13 protein-coding genes and 3 pseudogenes are annotated in these 18,010 nt (G+C 72.6%); 6 read left to right on the forward strand and 10 right to left on the reverse strand.

From position 1 onward, the window contains the following. Positions 1–54: 54 nt before the first annotated feature. Both AQJ27_RS05275 and AQJ27_RS05280 read right to left on the reverse strand, forming a co-directional pair. Positions 55–1,098, reverse strand: a complete 1,044-nt coding sequence (locus AQJ27_RS05275; protein ID WP_067362187.1) for a hypothetical protein — start codon at positions 1,096–1,098, stop codon at positions 55–57. A 157-nt stretch (positions 1,099–1,255) separates the two neighbouring features. Then, positions 1,256–1,843 (reverse strand): ANTAR domain-containing response regulator, encoded by a 588-nt coding sequence (locus tag AQJ27_RS05280; RefSeq protein WP_382007699.1) that lies wholly within the window; start codon positions 1,841–1,843, stop codon positions 1,256–1,258. A 311-nt stretch (positions 1,844–2,154) separates the two neighbouring features. Between AQJ27_RS05280 and AQJ27_RS05285 the strand changes: the two genes are divergently transcribed. After that, positions 2,155–3,282, forward strand: a complete 1,128-nt coding sequence (locus tag AQJ27_RS05285; RefSeq protein ID WP_067362190.1) for a PAS domain-containing protein — start codon at positions 2,155–2,157, stop codon at positions 3,280–3,282. A 45-nt stretch (positions 3,283–3,327) separates the two neighbouring features. Here AQJ27_RS05285 and AQJ27_RS05290 read toward each other — a convergent pair whose 3' ends face one another. Continuing rightward, entirely contained in the window at positions 3,328–4,122 is a 795-nt protein-coding gene (locus tag AQJ27_RS05290) for an RNA polymerase sigma factor SigF (RefSeq protein WP_067362192.1), read from the reverse strand. Between the two features lie 202 nt (positions 4,123–4,324). Next, entirely contained in the window at positions 4,325–6,337 is a 2,013-nt protein-coding gene (locus tag AQJ27_RS05295) for a hypothetical protein (RefSeq protein WP_067362195.1), read from the reverse strand. A gap of 143 nt (positions 6,338–6,480) precedes the next feature. Here AQJ27_RS05295 and AQJ27_RS05300 point away from each other — a divergent pair. Beyond that, positions 6,481–6,750, forward strand: a pseudogene (locus AQJ27_RS05300) (DJ-1/PfpI family protein); the annotation flags it as partial. A gap of 258 nt (positions 6,751–7,008) precedes the next feature. Here AQJ27_RS05300 and AQJ27_RS05305 read toward each other — a convergent pair. Next, positions 7,009–7,245: a DUF6158 family protein gene (locus AQJ27_RS05305; RefSeq protein ID WP_067362199.1), complete on the reverse strand. Its 237-nt coding sequence runs from the start codon at positions 7,243–7,245 to the stop codon at positions 7,009–7,011. Positions 7,246–7,463: 218 nt separating this feature from the next. Beyond that, a complete protein-coding gene (locus tag AQJ27_RS05310; protein ID WP_067362202.1) occupies positions 7,464–9,083 on the reverse strand; it encodes an ABC-F family ATP-binding cassette domain-containing protein in 1,620 nt (539 codons plus the stop codon). Between the two features lie 489 nt (positions 9,084–9,572). Here AQJ27_RS05310 and AQJ27_RS05315 point away from each other — a divergent pair. Then, positions 9,573–10,148, forward strand: a pseudogene (locus AQJ27_RS05315) (phosphatase PAP2 family protein); the annotation flags it as partial. 160 nt (positions 10,149–10,308) lie between these two features. Further along, positions 10,309–11,130 (forward strand): class I SAM-dependent methyltransferase, encoded by an 822-nt coding sequence (locus AQJ27_RS05320; RefSeq protein ID WP_067362205.1) that lies wholly within the window; start codon positions 10,309–10,311, stop codon positions 11,128–11,130. Positions 11,131–11,173: 43 nt separating this feature from the next. Here AQJ27_RS05320 and AQJ27_RS05325 read toward each other — a convergent pair whose 3' ends face one another. Together AQJ27_RS05325 and AQJ27_RS51805 are read right to left on the reverse strand one after the other, a co-directional pair. Then, complete coding sequence (locus tag AQJ27_RS05325) at positions 11,174–13,021, reverse strand: transketolase (protein ID WP_067362855.1); 1,848 nt, start codon at positions 13,019–13,021, stop codon at positions 11,174–11,176. Between the two features lie 164 nt (positions 13,022–13,185). Continuing rightward, positions 13,186–13,430: pseudogene (locus AQJ27_RS51805) on the reverse strand (NAD(P)/FAD-dependent oxidoreductase); the annotation flags it as partial. Between the two features lie 190 nt (positions 13,431–13,620). Here AQJ27_RS51805 and AQJ27_RS05335 point away from each other — a divergent pair. Next, positions 13,621–13,977 carry a VOC family protein gene (locus tag AQJ27_RS05335; protein ID WP_067362211.1) on the forward strand — a complete coding sequence of 119 codons (357 nt, stop codon included), beginning with the start codon at positions 13,621–13,623 and terminating at the stop codon, positions 13,975–13,977. A 120-nt stretch (positions 13,978–14,097) separates the two neighbouring features. Here the strand turns inward: AQJ27_RS05335 and AQJ27_RS05340 are convergent, their stop codons facing one another. Both AQJ27_RS05340 and AQJ27_RS05345 read right to left on the reverse strand, forming a co-directional pair. Further along, complete coding sequence (locus AQJ27_RS05340) at positions 14,098–16,071, reverse strand: DUF5107 domain-containing protein (protein ID WP_067362214.1); 1,974 nt, start codon at positions 16,069–16,071, stop codon at positions 14,098–14,100. A 146-nt stretch (positions 16,072–16,217) separates the two neighbouring features. Beyond that, positions 16,218–16,814 (reverse strand): TetR/AcrR family transcriptional regulator, encoded by a 597-nt coding sequence (locus AQJ27_RS05345; protein WP_067362218.1) that lies wholly within the window; start codon positions 16,812–16,814, stop codon positions 16,218–16,220. A 127-nt stretch (positions 16,815–16,941) separates the two neighbouring features. On the opposite strand from AQJ27_RS05345, the gene AQJ27_RS05350 reads away from it, so the two are divergent. After that, on the forward strand, positions 16,942–17,964 hold the full coding sequence (locus AQJ27_RS05350; RefSeq protein WP_067362221.1) for a hypothetical protein: 1,023 nt from the start codon (positions 16,942–16,944) through the stop codon (positions 17,962–17,964). Positions 17,965–18,010: the final 46 nt, after the last annotated feature.

An 18,010-nucleotide genomic window follows, 5' to 3' on the forward strand; every position in this document is an offset into this window, starting at 1 on the left:
ACCGGGGCTCCCGCCCCGCCATGGGCGCCCGGCCGGGTTGCGCCCGTCACAGCGTCAGCGGTGGGAGGAGCCCTTTTGGCGCAGCCGGTGGGCGGCCGCGCCCAGCGCGCCCACGATCAGGACGCCGCCGGTGATCAGGGCCGGGACGGAATCGGTGAAGGTGCCGCCCTCGCCGCCCTGCACTCCGTACTGGGCACCGGTGGGGCGCTCCTCGGTGTCGTGACCCGCGCCGGTGTCACGCCCGGTGCCGGTGTCGTGACCCGCACCGGTCTCGCGCCCGGCGCCCGTGTCATGCCCCGTACCGGTGTCGTGCGTCGCACCGGGGTCACGACCCGTACCGGTGTCGTGGGTCGCCCCGGTGTCACGACCCGTACCCGTGTCACGACCCGTACCGGTGTCGTGGGTCGCCCCGGTGTCACGACCCGCGCCCGTGTCACGTGGCGCACCGGTGTCACGAGGCGCACCGGTCTCGCGCCCCGCAGCCGTGTCACGTCCGGCACTTGTGCCCGCGCCCGGGCCGATGCCCGCGCCCGAGCCGATGCCGGTGCCGGTGCCTGCGCCCGTTCCTGTGCCGATGCCTGCGCCTGCGCCTGCGCCATGGGACACGGTGTACGAGGCGTTCCACGGCCGCTCCTGGCCGCCCGGCGCGACGGGACACACGCCGTTGACGCCCCATTGGGCCTCACGGTCCCCGGCGACGGAATCGCTGTTGAACTGCTCGCCGGCCCCGGCTGCCACTCCGAACCCACCGACCGCTCCGGATCCACCAACCACTCCGGATCCGGCGTCGGCAGTCCCACCCGCCGGGATACGGGCCGTCCCGCGGTACGAGGTGGCGCCGCCCGTCTTCTCGTCGCCGCCGGTGACCCGGTGCAGCTGGGCCTTGCCCCCCTCGAAGCCCTGGGAGTGGGCGTCGATGGACTCGGGCTGGGTGCCGCTGATCGCGTCGCAGGTGACGGAGATGGAGAGGAGACCCCCGGGGCCCACGGAACGGGGATCGACCTCCGCGCCCGGATCCGCGGACGCGGCCGTGGCGGCCGCCCCCAGGGCGGCGCAGGCCAGGGCGGTGGCGGACAGGACACGGACGGTACGGCACATGGGTCGGACTCCTTCGGACAGACACTGTCTGAAGGGGGCACGGCCGTCGCGCCCCCACCCCATCACAGCCCGCCCCGGCGCGGGGCGCGCGCGGCCGGACACCATTCGCGCGACACGGGCGCCCGAGCGGGTGACAGCGGCAGCTCGGCAGACCGGGTCAGTTCGCCAGGGAGACGAGCTCCCGTTCCAGGCCGCGGCCGCGCTTGTCCACGACGGCCGAGGCCACGTCGGACAGTTTGCGCTGGGTCGCCTGCGAGACGCGGCGCAGTACGCCGAAGGCCGCGTCCGCGTCGCAGCCCAGTACGTGCATGACGATCCCGCACGCCTGGTCGACGACGGGCCGGGTGCGCAGCGCGGCGCCGAGCTGGTCGAGCTCGGTGAGCGCGGCCCGGTAGGAGCGGTCACGGACCAGGCAGGTGACGGCGAGGTCGCCGAGCGCGCGGGCGGGTCCGTGCGGGGCGTCCTCCAGGGCGCCGGGCCGGAAGCTGTAGAGGCTGAGGGTCACGGTCAACCCGGAACGCCGGAAGGGAATCGTGACACTGGAGCGGACACCCGAGTCGAGGGCCATCGCGCGGTACGCCGGCCAGCGCTCCTCGCGCAGCAGGTCCGCCGAGTCGACGGGCTCACCGCGTTCCAGCGCGGCGGGGATCGGACCGTCTCCGGAGCGGAGTTGGACCGAGACGAGTGCGGCGAGGTCGGGGTGGGTGACCGCGGCGGGGCGTTCCGGGCCGCCCTCGGAGACCATGCAGCTGGCGCCGCAGCAGTCGGTGGTGCAGCGGGCGGCCTGCTCGGCGAGCTCCGACAGCCGCCTGCCCGGAAGCGTGGATTCCGGCGACCGCGTTCCCAGGTGCCCGAGTCGACCGCCTTGGCCGCCTTGGCCCCCTCGACCGCCCGCGCCGCGCCGATCGTTTTGACCGCGTTGCTCAAGTCGCCCCGCATCCAGCATGGTTCACCCCTCCTTCCTCCGCGCCTTCCCGCTCACCTGCGCGGAAAACAGGCCCGACGGGTTACACCCCCGCCACACCCGGAACCAATCCTTCGGGTTACGTTCATCGCATGGCGCAGACGGACGAATTCGGTGAAGAACTCGCGGATTTCGTGCGCCGCGTGGCGGAGCTCAAGGCGGCTCGATCGGTACCGGCCGACGACCTGCCGACGGTGCTCGATGCGGCGATCTTCGAACTCGACCACGTGGCGGGCAAGTTGTGGCCCTGGTACGAGAGTCTGTCCTCGACGGGCCCGTCCGGCGTCGCCTCGGTCGACCGCCAGGAGCAACAGCTCCTCAAGGCGCTCTTCCAGCGGGTGCCGGTGCCTGTCGCGCTGGTGGACCGCGAGACGGTGGTGCGCAGGCTGAACCTCGCGGCGACCTCGTTCACCGGCGTACGCGCCGGCTACGCGACGGGGCGGCCGCTCACCGGATTCCTCGCGCACGCCGACCGTGCCGCGTTCCGCTCGCAGGCGGCGGCGGTGGCGCGCGGCGAGGGCGACCGCAGTCTCACCGTGCACCTCCAGCAGCAGCCCGCGGTGCCGGTGCGGGCGACGCTCACCGCGCTGCGGCCCAGCGGCGAACCCCGCACCGCCGTCCTCGTCGTCCTGCAGCCCGCGGACAGCCGGGTGCCGTCCCCCGAGCGCGTACCGGGCCCGGTACCGACCCTGACCGAGACGACCCGGCACGCGGCGCTGATGGACCTGGTGGACGCCATGACCACGGCGCTGCTCAGCGGTCCGGTCGGCGATCCGGCCGGGGTACTGGAGCGGGCGGCCGGGGTACTGCACGGGCGGTTCGCCGACTGGGTGGTGGCCGACGTGGCGGGAGCGGCGCGGCTGTCCCGTACGACGGTGCTGGCCCCCTCCGACAGCGGGGAGGGGGCCCGGGACGTGGCCGCTCAGGATCCCGCCGTGTGTCCGCTCGTCGTCGAGGCGGCCCGGGGCGGATCCACGGCGCTCCCGGTGCGCCCCGAGGATCCGGACGCCTTCGGCCGTGACACCTCGGGCGCCCCGATCCTCGTACGCGCGAACGTGACGTCGCTGCTGTGCGTGCCCCTGACCACCGCGCCCGGTCCCGTACAAGGCGTGCTGACCCTGTTCCGCAGCGGCGCCCGCCGGGCGTTCTCGATGGCGGAGGCCCAGGCGATGGACATGATGTCCCGCCACCTGTCCCTTGCGATGAGCACGCCCCGGTAGCGGCTGGAGTCCGCGTCCGCGACATGATCCGCCGGACAGGGCCTACTAGGCCGCGTCGCGCATCACCTGGTCGCGCAGCCGGTGGCAGCACCGGCTGATCAGCCGCGACACGTGCATCTGCGAGATCCCGAGTTCGTCGGCGATCCGGCTCTGCGTCATGTCGCCGAAGAACCGCATGTAGAGGATGGTGCGTTCACGCTCGGGCAGGGCCCGCAGCCGGGGCTTGACGGCCTCGCGGTCGATGACGACGTCGAGCGCGGGGTCGGCCGAGCCGAGGACGTCGCCGAGCGAGTAGCCGTCGTCGCTGCCGGAGACCTCGGCGTCCAGGGAGAGCGCGGTGAAGCTCTCCAGGGCCTCCAGGCCGGCCCGGACGTCCTCCTCGCTCATCCGGGCGTGCTCGGCGATCTCGGCGACGGTGGGCCTGCGGCCCGAGATGGTCCCCGAGAGTTCCTGGACGGCGAACCGCACACGGTTGCGCAGGTCCTGAACGCGGCGCGGCACGTGCAGGGTCCACATGTGGTCGCGGAAGTGCCGTTTGATCTCGCCGGTGACGGTCGGCACGGCGTAGCTCTCGAAGGCGTTGCCGAGCTCGGGGTCGTACCGGTCCACGGCCTTGACCAGACCGAGCGCCGCGACCTGGCGCAGGTCCTCCAGGCTCTCACCGCGGTTGCGGAACCGGCCCGCGAGCCGGTTGGCCATCGGCAGCCAGGCCTCGACGATCTGCTCGCGGAGCGAGTCGTGCTGCCGGCCCGGAGGGAGCGAGGCGAGCCTGCGGAATGCCTCCGTGGTGTCGGGGGCGTCGTCGTGCGGATGGCGTTTCGCGCTCACTTGGTTTCGCATGGTGCGTCGCAACTCCCTTGCAGGTGCCTTGGGTTGGACGGTCACCGAGGGAGCGCACGGGTGCGTCGAACGGCACACCCGTGGCGAGGACTTCCCCGCTCCCACGGACGTGCCTCCTGTCCGAAGCACTTGAATTCCGCCTGCCCCCGCCTGTCCGAGGCAAACACCGAGGCAAACACCCGCGCCTGTCGGCGCCTTGGGCTCAGGGAAGGGCGAGCAGGTACTCGATCACGGCTCGCAGCTCCTCGTCCTGGAGGAAGGCCTCGTAGTTCCGTTCCTGTGCCAGGCGGCCGTCGAAGCCCCGTACCGTCCGCAGTGCGGCGCGTGTCGCGGGAGTGAGGGTGCCGATCCGGGCCAGCGCTCGCAGCGCCTCTCCGAAGAGCCAATAGTCGTCGCCGCCGTCGGCGATCGGCAGGACGAACTCCTCCAGGACCAAGATGCTCGGCTCGGGCTCGCCCGTGCACGACCAGAGGGCGAGCGCGGCCTCGATCCGGCGAAGGCCGCCGGTGTTCTCCATGATGTGCCGCACCCGGTCGGCGTACGGCACGGCCGCGGGACCGAACTCGGTCAGCAGGTGGACAGGCCCGTAGTAGGGACCCTCCTCGGTCAGCACCGCGTCGCCGATGAGCCGCAGCGCCGCCGTACGGTCTCCGCCCATCTGCGAGGCGGCCCACGCCGCGTTCCAGTGGTACCCCGGCCAGTTGAGCGGCTGACAGGCGCGCAGGGCGGCCTCGGCGGACGCGGCGCCCGGCCCCATCGCGGCCAGCACCTCGACGATCGGAAGCGAGCCCCTGTCGTCGTCCATCAGCGCCAGTACCTCCGGCAGCGCGGGCAGCGCGTCCGGCCCCCACGCCTTCAGGACCTTCAGGAAGGCGCCGGTCAGCGGGCCGTGGTCGCCGTTGTGCGCCGCGTGGTGCCGCATCACCTCCCGCAGTGCGGGCAGCAGGACGTCGGCGTGCGCCCGCAGCGGGACCAGCACGGCGTCGACGTCCGGAAGTCGCGGGTCGCTGACGCAGTAGCCACGTCCGTAGAACTCCCGATAGGGCTCGTAGAGGCGCTCGACGAGCCCCGGCATCGCGCACGGGTCGCCGATCCGGGTGAGCGCCCAGCGCGCGTAGTCACCGACGGTCCCCTCCAGGCAGGGATCCTCCCCCGGGTCGTCGAGCAGCGTTGCGAGCCGGTCGGCGTAGCGGGCGGACTGCCGGCCGAGCACCGCCAGAAGGTGTGCCGCCCGCAGACGCACGGGGTCGGCCGGGTCGTCCAGCAGCCGGCCCGCCACCGGCAGCAGCGCGGGCGCCGCGGACGGCCTGAGCACCAGCAGCCGCCATGCCTCGTCCAGCACCGCCCCGGACAGTTCGGTGTCCCCGGTGCGGGCCGCCGCGTCGGCCAGCCGGACCACGAAGGAGGCGGCCGTCCGAGGGTCGTGGTCGAACAGCTCGGCGGCCCAGGTGACGACCGCTTCACGGCTGAAGGGTTCCTCGACGTCCGACACGTACCAGATCTCCTCGAACCTGGGCCGTACGGCGAGGTCGGAGAGTGTCTCCACCAGCAGGTCGATCCGCCGGACCGGCTCCTGCGGGTCGAGCTGCGCCCAGGCGATCACGGCCGCGACCTTCATGACGGGCTCGCCGTCACGCAGGACGCCGTCGAGCACCGCCCGTACCTCCTCGACCGACCGGGCATCCGCTCCCGCCGCCTCGGCGGCCACCCATCCCAGCCGCAGCAGCACCGGCAGACGCATCGCCGGGTCCGTCTCGGCCCGCCACCGCTCCAGGAGCGGTACGACACCGTCCGCGAGGGGAATGGCCTCCCGCCGCACATCGGGGTCCGGGTCCGCGAGCAGCGCCAGGACCGCGCCGCGGTGGCGTCTCCACTGCGCCGGCCACCCCTCGTCCACCAGGTCCGGCCGGGCCTGCTCGGCCGCCCGCTTCAGGGACACCAGCAGTCCTACGAGGTCGAAGCGCGCGCCCGTCCCCGGGTCGGCGGCGAGCGCGACCAGGAAGGGCAGTGCGGCGGTCGCCGCGGAGGGCACCCGGCCGTTGCCCGCGAACAGGCAGGAGTACAGCGGGTAGAAGTGCTCCTCCGTCGCGGCCCCGCCCGCGAGCGCCAGCCGCCGCAGCGCGCGGGGCACCTCCTCGACCGGGTGCCGGGGCAGCGCCGATTCGAGCCGGTCCCACGGCACCGCGTCCAGCGCCTCGAGCGATATCCCCGTCACTGCCACCCCCATGACCTCGGAGAACCGGTTCTCCGGCCGTCATCATGCCGCCTGGCGGTGGAGCTCGTCGTGCCGTTTTCCCACGGACGTGTCGCCCCCGGGTCCATGGGTACGCGATCACCGTCCCCGATCCCCTGGAGGGAGTCATGTCGTTCTTCGAGCGCGGCCGTCCGGTCGCCGCGATCTGTCACGCCCCCTGGATGCTCGTCGAGGCGGACGTGGTCTCGGGCCGGGTCCTCACGTCCTGGCCGAGTCTGCGCACCGACATCCGCAACGCGGGCGGCACCTGGGTCGACCGGCAGGTGCAGGTGTGCGAGCAGGGGCCCAACACCCTGATCACCAGCCGCGAGCCGGGTGACCTCGAGGCGTTCGACGAGGCGTTCCTGGAAGCGTTCGCGCGGCAGGCCGCCTGACGGAGTGTCCGCCCCAGCGGAATCCGGCACCATCCGGCGCACCTCGGTTCACCGGCGACACCGGGGACAGCGGGGACCGAGGTCGACGGGTGCGCGCGGCAACGGGTGTGCGGGCCGGGTGAGTTCGAGCCGACGTCGACACCGCCGCGTGCTCCGCGGGTCGCCGGCTCGGCGCCGCACGACGTCGTCACTCATGCGCTCCCTGACGCCCCGACCCGTCATGTCGCCCCGACCCGTCATGTCGCCCCGGCTCGTCGTTCAGCACTCCGCCGCGAGGCCCCGCTCCCGGGCCCCCTCGCGCGTACGGCCCGCGGCGATGGGGCGGCGCGGATGGCGGCGCAGGTACTCGCCCTCCAGTTGCGCCATGCGCATGTTGTGGGTCCGCAGGGCTTCGTTCGAACCGTGCAGCAGTGTGTCGTGGCGGGTGCGGTGGATCGTCTCCAGCTCTTTCATCAGCTGCTGGTCGTCCAGTCGGTCCGGGTCGACTCCGGTCATGGTGGTACCCCGCTCGTCGTGTCCTGCGGCGCGGTCCGGGTGGCCGCCGGGCAGGCGCTGCCGTGCGCGGCGCCCGAGCGGCGTCCGGGAGGGAGCCGTGGATCTCGCGTCCTCACTCCACTCTACGAACTTCCCGGCCCCCGGTCCTCCGGGAAGCACCGGAGGACCGGGGGCCGGGACCGAGTCCTGGCGGGCCCGAGCCGTACCGGGCCCGAGTCCTACCGGGCCCGCTCGACGCGCCGCTCGTCCCACACCGGCTCCGCCGTCTCCCGGATCCTGCCGTCCGACCCGAAGACCAGATAGCGGTCGAAGGAGCGTGCGAACCAGCGGTCGTGGGTGACCGCGAGCACCGTCCCCTCGTATGCCTCCAGGCCCTCCTGGAGCGCCTCGGCCGACTCCAGGTCGAGGTTGTCGGTGGGCTCGTCCAGCAGCAGGGCCGTGGAACCCTCCAGCTCCAGCAGCAGGATCTGGAAGCGTGCCTGCTGGCCGCCGGAGAGCTTCTCGAAGCGCTGCTCGGCCTGGGCGGTCAGCTCGTAGCGGCGCAGCCGGGACATGGCGGCGCCCCGGTCCTGGGAGTGCTCGCTCCACAGGATGTCGAGAAGGATGCGGCCCTGGAGCTCCGGGTGGGCGTGCGTCTGGGCGAAGTGTCCGGGCACGACGCGCGCGCCGAGCTTCCACTCGCCCGTGTGCGCGACGGTGTCACCGGCGAGCAGGCGCAGGAAGTGCGACTTGCCGGAGCCGTTGGAGCCGAGCACGGCGACCCGCTCGCCGTAGAAGACCTCCAGGTCGAACGGGTTCATCAGCCCGGTGAGCTCAAGTCCCTTGCAGGTGATGGCCCGTACGCCGGTACGCCCGCCGTGCAGTCGCATCTTGATGTCCTGCTCGCGCGGCGGCTCCGGCGGCGGCCCTGCCTCCTCGAACTTCCGCAGCCGGGTCTGCGCCGCCGCGTACCGGGACGCCAACTCATGGCTGATGGAGGCCGCCTGGCGCAGATTCAGCACGAGCTTCTTCAGCTGGGCGTGCTTCTCGTCCCAGCGCCTGCGCAGCTCCTCGAAGCGGGCGAACCGCTCCTGTCGCGCCTCGTGGTACGTCGCGAAGCCGCCGCCGTGCACCCATGCGTCGGCGCCGGTGGGGCTGGGCTCGACGCTGACGATCTTCTCGGCGGCGCGGGACAGCAGCTCCCGGTCGTGAGAGACGAAGAGAACGGTCTTGCGGGTCTCCTTGAGCCGTTCCTCCAGCCAGCGCTTGCCCGGGACGTCGAGGTAGTTGTCCGGCTCGTCGAGGAGCAGTACCTCGTCGGTGCCGCGCAGCAGTGCCTCCAGCACCAGCCGCTTCTGCTCTCCTCCGGAGAGGGTGCGTACCTGTCGCCACTGCGCCTTCTCGTACGGGACGCCGAGCGCGGCCATCGTGCACATGTCCCAGAGCGTCTCGGACTCGTATCCGCGTACCTCGGCCCAGTCGGAGAGTGCCTGCGCGTAGCGGAGCTGGGCGGCCTCGTCGTCCACGGTCATCATGGCGTGCTCGGCCGCGTCGACGGCCTTGGCGGCCTCCTGTATGCGGGGCGGCGCCACGGAGACGAGCAGCTCCCGTACGGTCGTCTCGTCTCTCACGGACCCCACGAACTGACGCATCACGCCCAGGCCGCCGGTCACGGTGACGGTGCCCCCGTGCGGCTTCAGCTCCCCCGAGATCAGCCGCAGCAGCGTGGTCTTGCCCGCTCCGTTGGGGCCCACCAGGGCGACGACGGACCCTTCCCCCACCCGAAACGACACATCGCCGAGCAGCGCCCTCCCGTCGGGAAGGTAGTACTCAAGATGTGCGGCTTCGAGATGTCCCATGGGGAGGCATTCTCCGGCCCCCCGGCCCACGGAGCAAACGCATAACCCCACCGAGCCCCCGCCGCCCCATCCCCCAGGGGCTCCGCCCCTTCGACCCCGATCGCCCGAAAGGCTCGTCCTCAAACGCCGGACAGGCTGAAAACGCGCGCCAGCACCCTCAAGGGGCGCGGGGAACTGCGCGACCAGCCCCCACCGGCCCGCAGCCAACCGAATCCGGTGGACGGGGGCCGCGGGGCGAAGCCCCCGCCCAGGGGCGCGAGGAACTGCGCGACCAGCCCCCACCGGCCGTCAGCCAACCGAATCGAGTGGACGGGGGTCGCGGGGCGAAGCCCCCGCCCAGGGGCGCGGGGAACTGCGCGACCAGCCCCCACCCACCCGCGGCCGACAGCCCCACCCCGGGGGTCTGGGGGCGGAGCCCCCAGGTTCGGGATGGGACGGGTAGGGGCGGCGGGGGCGAGGAAACGGCGGTTCGGCGGGTACGGGGAGGTCATGACCGTCACCCCGGACATCGACCTCACCACCCGCCCCTCAACCCACCACACCACCCTCCGCAACCGCTTCCTCACAGCCGACTCCCGCCTCTTCGAAGCCATCGCATCCCGCCACTGGCCAGGCTGCGACCCCCTCCTGCCCAAACTGAGCCGCAGCGCGAACCACGGCCTGCTGTGGTTCGCCACAGCGGCGGCACTCACAGCGACCCGCACCCCCCACGCCCGCCGAGCCGCCGCCACCGGCCTCGCCGCCCTCACCCTCGCCTCCGCCACCATCAACACCGTGGGCAAGCGCTCGGTGCGCCGCCCCCGCCCACCCCTCGCCCCGGTCCCCCTGGCCCGGCAGCTGAAGCGACAGCCGATCACCACCTCGTTCCCCTCGGGCCACTCCGCGTCGGCCGCCGCCTTCGCCACGGGCGTGGCACTGGAGTCGCACGGCTGGGGCGCCGCGGTGGTACCGCTCGCCACCGCCGTGGCCCTGTCCCGCGTCTACACCGGCGCCCACTTCCCGAGCGACGTCCTCGCGGGCGCGGCGCTGGGCACGGCAGCCGCGTACGCCGTACGAGGCCTCCTCGCACGCCACCGCCGACCGTGACCCGTCCGGACACCTCACCCCGTCAACGCCCGAGCCCCACCATTCGAGTTGTCCACATGACAAGACGCGGGTCTCACCATGCGACATGCAGGCGTACGGTGATGCTCAACCGACGAGACGACGCGAAGGGGAAACGGTCATGTCGAAGTCGCAGGAGACCGCCGTCTACACACACGGCCACCACGAGTCCGTACTGCGTTCGCACACCTGGCGCACGGCCGCCAACTCGGCCGCCTACCTGCTCGACTCGCTGAAGCCCCACATGAAGATCCTGGACATCGGCTGCGGCCCGGGCACCATCACCGCCGACCTGGCGGCGCTGGTCCCCGAAGGCCACGTCACCGCCGTCGACCACGCCCCGGGAATCCTGGACCAGGCCCGCGCCGTGGCCGCCGAACGCGGCCTGGACAACGTCGAGTTCGGGGTCGCGGACGTGCACGCCCTGGACTTCCCGGACGACACCTTCTGCGTGGTCCACGCCCATCAGGTGCTCCAGCACGTGGGTGACCCGGTGCAGGCACTGCGCGAGATGTACCGGGTCACCAAGCCGGGAGGTTTCATCGCCGCCCGCGACGCGGACTACTCGGCGATGGCCTGGTACCCCGAGGTGCCGGGCCTGACCGACTGGCTGGACCTGTACCTGCGCGTGGCCCGGGCCAACGGCGGCGAACCGGCGGCCGGCCGCCGTCTCAAGTCGTGGGCACTGGCGGCCGGCATCAAGGACATCACGGCGACCTCGGACACCTGGACCTTCGCCACCGAGGACGAGCGGGAGTGGTGGGGCGGGCTGTGGGCCGATCGCACGCAGGCCTCGGCGTACGCGGAGCGCGCCACGGACGGCGGACACGCGACCACCGCGCAACTGCGGGCCGTCTCGCAGGCGTGGCGGGAGTGGGCGCGGCAGGAGGACGGCTGGTTCTCCGTCCTGCACGGAGAGATTCTCTGCCGCAAGGAAGCGTGATCCGCCTGCGCCTCTCTTCGGCGCCTGACTCAGCGGCTGCGGCTCAGCGCACGATCGCCGTCTCCACCAGCAGCCGCGCCGCCGCCGCGATCGACTCCGCGTCGATACCCGCGGCGTGCAGTTGCTCGGCGGGGGTCGCCGAACCCGGCATCGTACGGACGGCGAGGCGGACCAGGCGCGGCACCGGACGGCCGTCGAGGAAGGCGTCGAGGACCGCGTCGCCGATGCCGCCCTCCTCGCGGTGGTCCTCGACGGTGACGAGGCAGCCGGTCTGTTCGGCGGCCTCGCGCAGGGTGTCGCGGTCGACGGGCTTGACCGAGTAGAGGTCGATGACCCTGGCCTGGATGCCCTCGCGGTCGAGCGACTCGGCGGCGGCCAGCGCCTCGTGCAGGGTGACGCCCGCGGCGACGAGCGTCAGCCGGTCCTCGTCACTGGCGCGCAGTACCTTGCTGCCGCCGACGGGGAACTCCTCGGTGGGGCTGTAGATCACCGGGGTGTCCCCGCGTGAGGTGCGCAGGTAGCGGATGCCCTCGCGGTCCGCCATCGTGGCGACGAGCTTGGCCGTCTGGTTGGCGTCGCACGGGTAGAGCACGGTCGTGCCGTACAGCGCCCGGAACATCGCCAGATCCTCCAGGGCCATCTGCGAGGGGCCGTCCTGGCCGATCGAGACGCCCGCGTGCGAACCGACGAGGTTGATGCCGGAGCCGCTGATCGCCGCCATCCGGATGAAGTCGTGGGCCCGGGTGAGGAACGCCGCGAACGTGGTGGCGTACGGCACCCAGTCGCGCGCGGCCATACCCACGGCGGTCGCGACGAGTTGCTGCTCGGCGATGTAGCACTCGAAGAAGCGGTCGGGGTGTTCCTTGGCGAAGAGCTCGGTGCGGGTGGAGTCGCCCACCTCGCCGTCCAGGGCGACGACGTCACCACGGGCGGTGCCGAGCGCGGCGAGCGCCTGTCCGTAGGCGTCGCGGGTGGCGACCTTGTCCCCGGTGTCGTAGCGGGGAAGTTCGAGGTGGCCGGAGCGGACGGCGTGCAACACCCTTGCCGGGGGCGGCTGTTGGACCTCCACGTGCAGGTTGCGCACTCCGCCGAGTTCGGCGATCGCCGCCTCGGCGTCCGGCAGCGGTTTGCCGTGCAGGCCCTCGCGGTCCTGGACGGACTCGACACCCTTGCCCTTGAGCGTGCGGGCGATGATCACGGTCGGCTGTCCCGCGGTGGACTCGGCCTCGGCGTACGCGCGGTCGATGGCGTCGACATCGTGCCCGTCGATCTCCACGGTGTGCCAGCCGAAGGCCTGGAACCGGCGCGCGTACGCGTCGAGGTCGTGGCCGTGCCGGGTCGGGCCGCGCTGGCCCAGCCGGTTGACGTCGATGATCGCGACGAGGTTGTCGAGGTGCTCGTATCCGGCGTGCTCGGCGCCCTCCCAGACGGATCCCTCGGCGAGTTCGCTGTCGCCGCACAGCACCCACACCCGGTAGCCGGTGTGGTCGAGCCGCTTGCCGGCCAGGGCGATACCGACCGCCACGGGCAGCCCCTGGCCGAGCGAGCCGGTGGCGGTCTCGACCCACGGGAGCCGTCGGGGTGTCGGATGCCCTTCGAGGCGGCTGCCGAGCCTGCGGAAGGTGAGCAGTTCGGCCTCGCTGATGGCCCCGGCCGCCCTGTACGCGGCGTACAGGAGCGGTGAGGCATGCCCCTTGGAGAGGATGAAACGGTCATTGCCGTGGTGCTGGGGGCGCTCGAAGTCGTAGCGCAGGTGCTTGGCCAGCAGGACCGCCATCAGGTCGGCCGCCGACATCGAGGACGTGGGGTGCCCGGATCCCGCGGCGTCGGCAGCGCGCACGCTGTCGACACGCAACTGCTGTGCCAGTTCCTTGAGTTGACGGGTTTCCATGGCGTTCACGGTGGTGTTCATGACTCTCCTTCCGGACGGCGCGCGAAGTCGCCGGGGGAACCGGCCACCCGTGCCGGTTCCGGCGAGGCGGTGTCCAGCGCCGCGGGTGACGGCCCCGGCGAGGGGGCCGGACAGGGGCATGCCCAGGGGGTTGGCGGCGACAATGCGGCCGGGTCCACCTGTCGGGTCACGTGGTCCCGGAGGTGCAACGCCTCGGGCAGTCCACGGAAGCCGTGCGCGTACTCGGCGACACCGGGCACGGGCAGCAGCTTGTTCACGCCGCCGACGGCCAGCACGAGACGATCGTACGTCAGCGTGGTGACACGGCGTGGCTCCAGGATGTCGGCGGGACCTGCGGCAGCAGGGGCGGATACAGAAAGTAGTCGGTCGGGTCGAGCAGTGTGATGTCGGGGTCGACTCACGGTTTCGCCTCCGGCGATGTCGCTCGTACCTCATCGGGGCTTTCCGCGTCCCCGTGGTCGGGGCGCCCAAACCCGGGGGCTCCGGTGTTTCCTCCTCGCCCCCGGGGTCACTCCGCCGTCCGCAGGAGACGTCCGAATCGATCTCGCCCTCCGGCGTGCCCAACTAAGCTCGTCCGTATGGAGATTCTGGGAGCCACGTTGCGGATCTGCGTCGACGACCTGGAGGCTTCGGTCCCCTTCTACGAAAGACTTGCGGGTGGGCGGGCCCTGCGGTTCGAGCGCGGCGGTGTGTCGGTGGCGGCGGTGGGCTGTTTCCTGCTCATGAGTGGACCCGAGGCTGATCTGGAGGTCCTGCGGAAGGTCTCCGCGACCATCGCCGTCAAGGACGTCGAGGACGCGCACCGGGTGCTCAGTGAGCTGGGCGCTCGGATTCTGGCGGGCCCGGTGGGGACGCCGGTCGGGCGCAACCTGATCGCCATGCATCCGGACGGTGCGGTGTACGAGTACGTGGACCGTGGATCCCCGACACCCTGACCGCCCCGCCCCGAATCGCTTGACTGCGGGCCGGTGGGGGCTGATCGCGCAGTTCCCCGCGCCCCTCAAGAGCGCTGGCGCGCATCTTTCAGCCCGTCCGGCGTTTGAGGACGAGGACGGCTAGTCGGGGGTCGGGCGCATGCGGAAGTCGTAGTGGGGTGGGAGTGGCTCGTCCGTCAGTCGGGTCCACAGGGCGGTGATGGTCTCCGCTCCCTCCCGCAGGTCGGCGACCTCGAACGCCTCGTCGAAGACGGCCCGCGCCCCGTCCCGGTCCCCCTCCGCGAGGAGCAGCTCCGCCTCGAGCAGACGGAACCGGCCGCGCGCCCGCGTGGCGGGCCGCAGTCGGTCCCGGACCCGCCGCGCCTCCCCGGTACGCCGCACCGCGAGCAGCGCACCCACCGCCTCCCGCCCGAGCGCGGCCGTGGCCGCGGTCCAGGCCGGACCGTCGTCGCGCCGCTCCTGGCACAGGTCGTCGAAGGCCTCGGCGTACCGGTCGGCGGCCCGTTCCCGGTTGCCGGCCTCCTGGTCGGCGACGGCCAGACACCGCAGCAACGGCCAGAGCGACGGGGCGAGTTCGAGCGCCCGCTCCCAGCTGCGCACGGCCTGCGCCAGGTCCCCGGCATGCCACTGCGCGACGCCGAGGTGGTACTCGGTGAGCGGTTTGGCGGGCGCGGTCTCCAGCATGTCCCGCCAGTGCGGAGCGACCAGGCTCTCACCGGGTGGCCCGGCCCGGCGCGGCTCCGGAAAGGCGCCGGTCCGCAGGAGTTCCACCCAGGGTGCCTGCGGCTCCCCCAGCGTGGACTCCTCGAACGGCGTCCCGGGCAACTTGTGGGAGGCGCGCAGCACTTCGAGCGCACCCCAGCCGGACCCGACGGCCAGCACCTCACCGGGCTCGGTGTCGGCGTACGGCAGCCACGCCTCGTACGCCGCGTCGACGTCGCTCCGAGGCAGGACCTCCGACAGCCGGCGTTCCGTCTCCGCGCGCGCGAGCGCCCAGTCCGCCCCGTGCACCGCCCCCGCGTCGGTCGCGAGCGGCCCGTACGCCTCCAGCCAGGACACCTCGCTCTCCGCGTCCAGCCGGACATGCTCCAGCTGGGTCCGGGCGAGCCCGGCCTGGATCTCGCAGTAGCCGCCGGTGCCGGGTTCGGTGAGCCATTCCTGCCAGCGCCGTCCGCCCGGACCGGAGCCCCAGACGAACAGCTTGCGCCCGCGCAGCACGTCGGTGGAGGTCTGCACGAGCCCGTCGCCGTTGTCGTCGAGCGCGGCGATCCAGCGGCGCTGCCCGTCGGGCACCTCGTAGAAGTAGTCGGCCGGGAAGACGCTGCGCGGCGGATACGTGCGGTCCACCCCCTCGTACTCCGGTACCGGCACCCGCCGCAGCCGCCGCTCGTACCCGAAGTGCCAGGCCTCGTCCGCGGGGGCCAGCACCCGGCGTTCCTCGGGGACGGCGATGTTGGACCACCAGTACAGGGGCGCGGGCCTCTCGTGCGGGTTGCGGACACGGACGCCGACATGGAGGAAGTCGGAGCCGTCCGGGAGCCACAGGTCGACCTGGAAGGGCACGTCGCGCAGCCGCTCCCACTCCCACAGGCGGAGCATCTCGCCGCCGTCGGGGGCGGGGACCCGGGCGGCGTGCACGGGGGCGCAGGACAGGGTGGTGTGGCCGGTCGCGCCGATGTTCCACTCGATGCCGCCGGAGAACCAGGCTCCGTTGAGGGCGAAGCAGGCGGGCTGCACCACCGGGTTGCGGTAGAGGAGCTCGCACTGCGAGGGCTTGTGGAACAGCGAGACCACCCGGCCTCCGTAGCCCGGCAGCACCACCGCCCGCAGCCGGTCGTTCTCGATCACGATCGTGTCGATCCCGCGCGGCTCGCGCCGTCTGTCGTATCCGTCCCGGATGCGCTCGGGCAGGACGCTCCGCAGCGGCTCGTAGCGGATCTGCCGGGCCATGTCGCGCGGCAGGTCGGCGCCCGCGCGGTCGTCGACGCGGTGTGTCTCGTCGAGCGGCCGCAGGGGTGGCAGCGGGTTGTCCGGGCCCAACTCCGCGACCGGCAGGGTCAGTACGTCACGTCGGATCGTCGTCACGATGACCATGGAACAGCGACATCGACCACCTGACCAGGGTGTCCGCTCGTCAGGATTCCGCAAAGGCGACGACGATCACATCGGTGAACAGCGCGCCCGCCGTGCCGACAGCTGAGAACAAGTAACGAGTCGATGGCCCCGTCGGCCGCCCCCGGTCAGTCCGTGCGCTGCTGCGGTGCGGACTGACCGGTGCCGCTCTCGGTGAGAGCCGTGTGCGCGGCCTGCAGCAGTTCGTCGGAGATCGGGTTGCCCCGGGTGGCGCGGGCGAGGACGAGCGCGCCGACCATGGTGCAGAGCTGGGCCATGCCGTCGTCGTCGCCGGTGGCCAGCCGAGCGGCGCGGTTCCGTACCCCGTTGATGTAGACGTCCTGGGCGCGGGCGGCCTGGCCGGGCTCGCGCCCCAGGTCGGCGGCGAATCCGGAGACGGGGCAGCCCTCCCCGGGGTGATCGCGGTGCCAGACCGAGAGGTAGTCCTCGATCAGCGTCCGGCGGGCGGCCTCGTGCTCCCCCGCCTGCTCCTCGGGCGCCACCGCCGAGTGTGCCGCCTGCTCGTCGAAGGCATGCGCGATGGCCTCGTCGACCAGGTCCTCCTTGGAGCCGAACTGCTTGTAGAAACCGCCGTGGGTGAGCCCGGCGGCCTTCATCAGGTCGGCGACGCTGACCGCGGTGCCTTTCTCGCGGAACATCCGGGAGGCGGTGGCTACGACGCGCTGCCGGTTCTCCTGCGCTTGCGCCTGGGACACGCGGCCCACGGAATCACTCTCCTCAAATGGATGTCACTTGCCATCTATCTTAGCCCCTGTTTAGATTACCGACGACATCTATCCGATGCCCCTCCGTCCCTCGACCGCAGAACCACCGACCGCCCTGGAGACCCCTTTGGCATCGCCACCCGCCCCCACCGAGTCCTCGACGCCCGCGGCGCCCGCGCCCACCGTGCCGCCCGCACCGTCCGCCCGCCGGACGGTGCCGGTACGAGCCTGGCTGCAGCCGGCGATCGTCGGACTGATCGTGGTATCGGCCTTCGTCGCCTGTTACGTGGGCCTCCAGCGCGACCCCGAGCCGCACGGCGTGCCGCTGGCCGTGACCGGGCAGCAGCTCGCCACCGAGGTCCGGCGGACGCTCGGCGACCGCGTCGACGTGCACCAGGCGGCCGACGCCGGCTCGGCGCGCCGCGCGGTGCTCCACCGTGACGCCGTCGCAGCGCTCGGCCCCAGCGGTGACGGCGGACTGCGCCTGGACGTGGCCGGAGCCAACGGCCTGTCCACCACGAACGCCGTCACCGGCCTCGCCGCCACCTATGCGAACCGGGCGGGGCAGCACCTGGAGACCGCGGACGTCGTCCCGCTGGCCAAGTTCGACAGTCGTGGGCTGTGCGGCTTCTATGTGGCCTTCGGGGTGACCCTCGCCGGGTTCGTCCTCGCCCAGAGCACCCTGGGCCTCGGCAACGTGCTGGCCCTGCGCCACCGGTTCCGGCTGATCTGGGGCTTCTCCGCGGCCTGCGGCACCATCGCGGCCGTCATCGCCGGACCCGTCATGGGAGCCCTGCCGGCACCTTTCCTGCCCCTGGCGGGCACGCTCGCGCTGCTGGCGGCCGCGGCGGCGTTCACCACCAAGCTGCTCGGCACCTGGCTGGGCCCGCTCGGCGTCCCGGTGGCCACCCTGCTGCTCCTCACCGTCGGCAACTCGACCAGCGGCGCCACCATCGGCGTCGTCCTGCTGCCCCGTCTCGCCCGCGTCGTCTCGGGTCTCCTCCCGCCCGGCGCCGCCATACGGGCCGTCGCCGACCTCAGCTACTTCGGCGGTGCCCACGTCTCCGGCCCACTGATCACCCTCGCGCTGTGGGCCGTGATCGGGGCGCTGCTGGTGGGCCTTCGGTCCCGGCAGCTCTCCGCCCGCTGACGCTCTGAACACCTCAGCACATCTCGACCCACCTCAACTCAGATGT

This window comes from Streptomyces olivochromogenes (assembly GCF_001514115.1).
Taxonomy (GTDB): domain Bacteria; phylum Actinomycetota; class Actinomycetes; order Streptomycetales; family Streptomycetaceae; genus Streptomyces; species Streptomyces olivochromogenes.